Raw genomic sequence first — 3,070 nt, 5'->3', positions numbered from 1 at the left:
ATCCGGCCGTCGCGCTTCTCGACCAGAATGCCATCGACAGCATCGCGATCCGAAATGCCACGCTCCTTCACGCTATCGGTCATGACCTCAGTATCCATCGTCACTCCTCATACGGTTGTTCATGTGCAGTTACTTTGGCGTTCCCAAATTCCGTATTGGGAACGGCGAATCACATGGATGTCATTTTTGCTGACAGGACTCACTCTATCACGTCGTGACCACCATATGTAGTGCCTGAGGATGATTCGTTTCCTACATCTAGTTATTCCCGTGTTTTGTGAACTGAGTCACAAACAGCGGGGTCCGGACAAGGGCGGCAAATGGCCGAAAGACCAGTAGGGGTCATTGACAGGGACGACACAACTGCCCGACACTCCGCATGCCACGTACTTCTTTTGTCGAGACCTCGCTGCAACGCATACGTCACCTCCACTCCAGCTTTCATATGCGAAGACACAGAAAGGCGGCCCTGGTCAAAATGGTCATAGCCGCCTGCAAAACGCAACGCTTAGACTGCTGGGGGCTGGATGTTCGTCACCATTCCGTCGTAGGAGCTGACAAATCCCTCCCTGACGGCGGCCTCCTGCATACGTTCATAACTGGCATTGCCGCGATGAGAGAAATGGTTGCATACGAACATAGTGTGCGAATCGGCCAGCCCCATCTTCACCATGCGATCCCTGACTCGCAGGTTGTCAGAAAAGTTCATGTGGACATCGGAACTGAGATCAGTCAACCCTTGGGTGCAATCCAAGGAAACGTAGTCGTATTTTAGCCCAGCTTTGGCCAGATCCTTCCAGGTCGATTCATAGAAGCAGGCCGTATCATGCGCATACAGCAGCCCGACTTGACCGTCTGTCAGTCCATAGAAGAGACAATCTCCGAAATGATGGCCATGCTTTGCTTCAAAAGCATATACCGTGTAGGTCCTACCATTCCCAGCCGTCACTGTGACACTGTCACCAGGATGAAGAGCGTGATACGTTAACTTGTCGTAATCGTAATGCTCCTCCAGGAAGAAAGCCCGCTCGTAAAAGCCTTGGACAGCTTCAGAGCCATAGACATCCATATGGGTTGGATTGTCATCGGCGTACGAATCCATGCGATAAGCCAGATCCTCACCGTAAAAATGATCAGAATGCCAATGAGTGATGAAGAGCTGGGTGATTGCCGGTAGATCAAAGTTCTTATTATTAATAAAATGGCAATAGGTATCACCAGGAAAATCAAGCAGGAGTGCATCGTCGACCAAAGCCTGGGACTGAGTACGAATCTCTCTGCCTCCGATGCGTCTGGCCTGCTTGCACAGATCACACATGCAGAAAATGCCGGGGATTCTTTCAGCTGCGGCTGTCCCTAGATGTTCAAATTTCATAATTGCTCATACTCCTTTGTGATGGATGTCAATATTCATACCTGGCAGGTACGTCATACGATAACGACGAGAAGAGAACGTATGGACGCAATGGATTACTAAGCCAGCAAACCCCTTGGTACGAAGAGGGTTTGGGTGCGCAGCCGGCGATCCACGCTCATGCCTTCCGGAGCCTGCCGCCCCGGCTCGATCATGGATAAAAGCATGTCAACGCCCTGCCGGCCCATGCGATCCACCTGCTGGGAGATGACCGAAACCTGGGGACTGATCAGCTGAAAGACCTCCAGGTCGTCGAAGGAGACCAAAGGCACACGCGAGCGCTGGTCGCTGTCCCACTCCATGGCAATGGCCTTGATGGCATCGGCCGAATAGCCGAAGATAACGGCGTCCACCCCTTGACCGAGCAGGTGGCGCATGGTCGTGGCTGCCCGGTGGCGATCCTCGAACCCCTGGCGGACCACCAATCCCGTCAGCCCCTGACGGGCATCCACGCCGTCCAGAAAAGCCTGCTCGCGCTCGCGGAAGGTATAGGAGCGGCTCTCGGGGCCCGGGACGAAGGCCACTCGTCTGCATCCCCTCGCCGCCAGAGCGCCCAGGGCCGCCTCCAGGCCGGGCACCGGATCGGAATCCACCAGGGGGACACCAGGCAGGGTCCGGTCGGGACGATCCACGAAGACAACAGGGAATTCCCTTGCCAGCATGGTGCGCAGCATGGGCGATGTGGGCCCATCAGGCACGACCAGAACACCATCCATATGCCGAGACAGAAGGATGCGGTAATAGTCCTCCTCCCTGCTGGCCTGGCAAGAGGACACGCCGATCAGGGGCGCGTAGCCTGCCGAGTAGAGCTGGTCCTGGACGGCGTAGACCAACTCGGAGAAATAAGGGTTGCGAATATCGGGGACCAGCAGACCTACGGCATGCGAGCGCGAGGATCGCATGGAACGGGCTCTACTGTCGGGGATGTAGCCCAGCTCCATGGCCGCCCGGCGGACCCTGTCCTTGGTGGGTGGGGAGATGCGCCCTGTGTCGTTGAGCGCCTGGGAGACCGTGGATACGGACATGCCCGCCTGCTTGGCCACATCACTGATGGTCACCGACATGGGAACCCTCCGTCGTACCCTACCGAAATCGGATGTCTTGCTCCGGACGAGACCGACAGTGGTCGGCCCGCACAGACCTCTCGTGAGTTTCCAGTATAGGGGCAAATGATGCAACCTTTCACCACGGCGAGGCAGGAGCGGCCGGGTTGGACTAGAGTGGTCTTGTTCGCGCGGCTGGTGGCAGCAGCCGTGACACACATCGCAGAATTCCATCGGTCAAGACCGTACCGGATCGTCGCGCGGGCTCCTCACCTTCCCGTAGCGGCCCCGATGCGGATAGGCACCAGGGGTGCCGGAGAGGCAAGGTGACAGTGATGAGCATGACGGAGAATAGCGGCTTCGGGAGAACTCCCGGCCACAGACTGATCGTACGGGCGCTCGCCCTGGCAGCGGCGATCTGCATGGCAGCTACGAGCGCGGCCTGCGGGGCCAAGGGGGCAGATGACAAGACCAATGACGGCTCCAAGCTCTCCTTCATGCTGGATTGGACGCCCAACACCAATCATGTGGGCATCTACGTGGCCCGGCATCTGGGCTACTTCGACAAGGCCGGCCTGAAGCTGACCATCCTGCCGACGGCCCAGGCGGGAGC

The 3,070-nt window shown here is 57.3% G+C and carries 3 protein-coding genes; 1 reads left to right on the top strand and 2 read right to left on the bottom strand.

Annotation, left to right across the window (positions count from 1 at the left end):
* Positions 1–508 precede the first annotated feature (508 nt).
* Together AC0AP0_RS10965 and AC0AP0_RS10960 are read right to left on the bottom strand one after the other, a co-directional pair.
* Positions 509–1,375: an MBL fold metallo-hydrolase gene (locus AC0AP0_RS10965; protein ID WP_211120075.1), complete on the bottom strand. Its 867-nt coding sequence runs from the start codon at positions 1,373–1,375 to the stop codon at positions 509–511.
* A 98-nt stretch (positions 1,376–1,473) separates the two neighbouring features.
* A complete protein-coding gene (locus AC0AP0_RS10960) occupies positions 1,474–2,478 on the bottom strand; it encodes a LacI family DNA-binding transcriptional regulator (RefSeq protein ID WP_490430487.1) in 1,005 nt (334 codons plus the stop codon).
* A gap of 320 nt (positions 2,479–2,798) precedes the next feature.
* On the opposite strand from AC0AP0_RS10960, the gene AC0AP0_RS10955 reads away from it, so the two are divergent.
* Positions 2,799–3,070: ABC transporter substrate-binding protein (locus tag AC0AP0_RS10955; RefSeq protein WP_490430486.1), on the top strand; the 272-nt coding region annotated here is incomplete at its 3' end.

This window comes from Bifidobacterium sp. POST2/T3 (B1), from assembly GCF_058197115.1.
Note: the sequence above shows the minus strand (reverse complement) of the source record. Positions and strands in the feature narration are given on the sequence as shown.

Excerpts from the sequence above, each read along its gene's own strand:
- AC0AP0_RS10965 (WP_211120075.1), bottom strand. The coding sequence starts at position 1,375 with ATGAAATTTGAACATCTAGGGACAGCCGCAGCTGAAAGAATCCCCGGC.
- AC0AP0_RS10960 (WP_490430487.1), bottom strand. The coding sequence starts at position 2,478 with ATGTCGGTGACCATCAGTGATGTGGCCAAGCAGGCGGGCATGTCCGTA.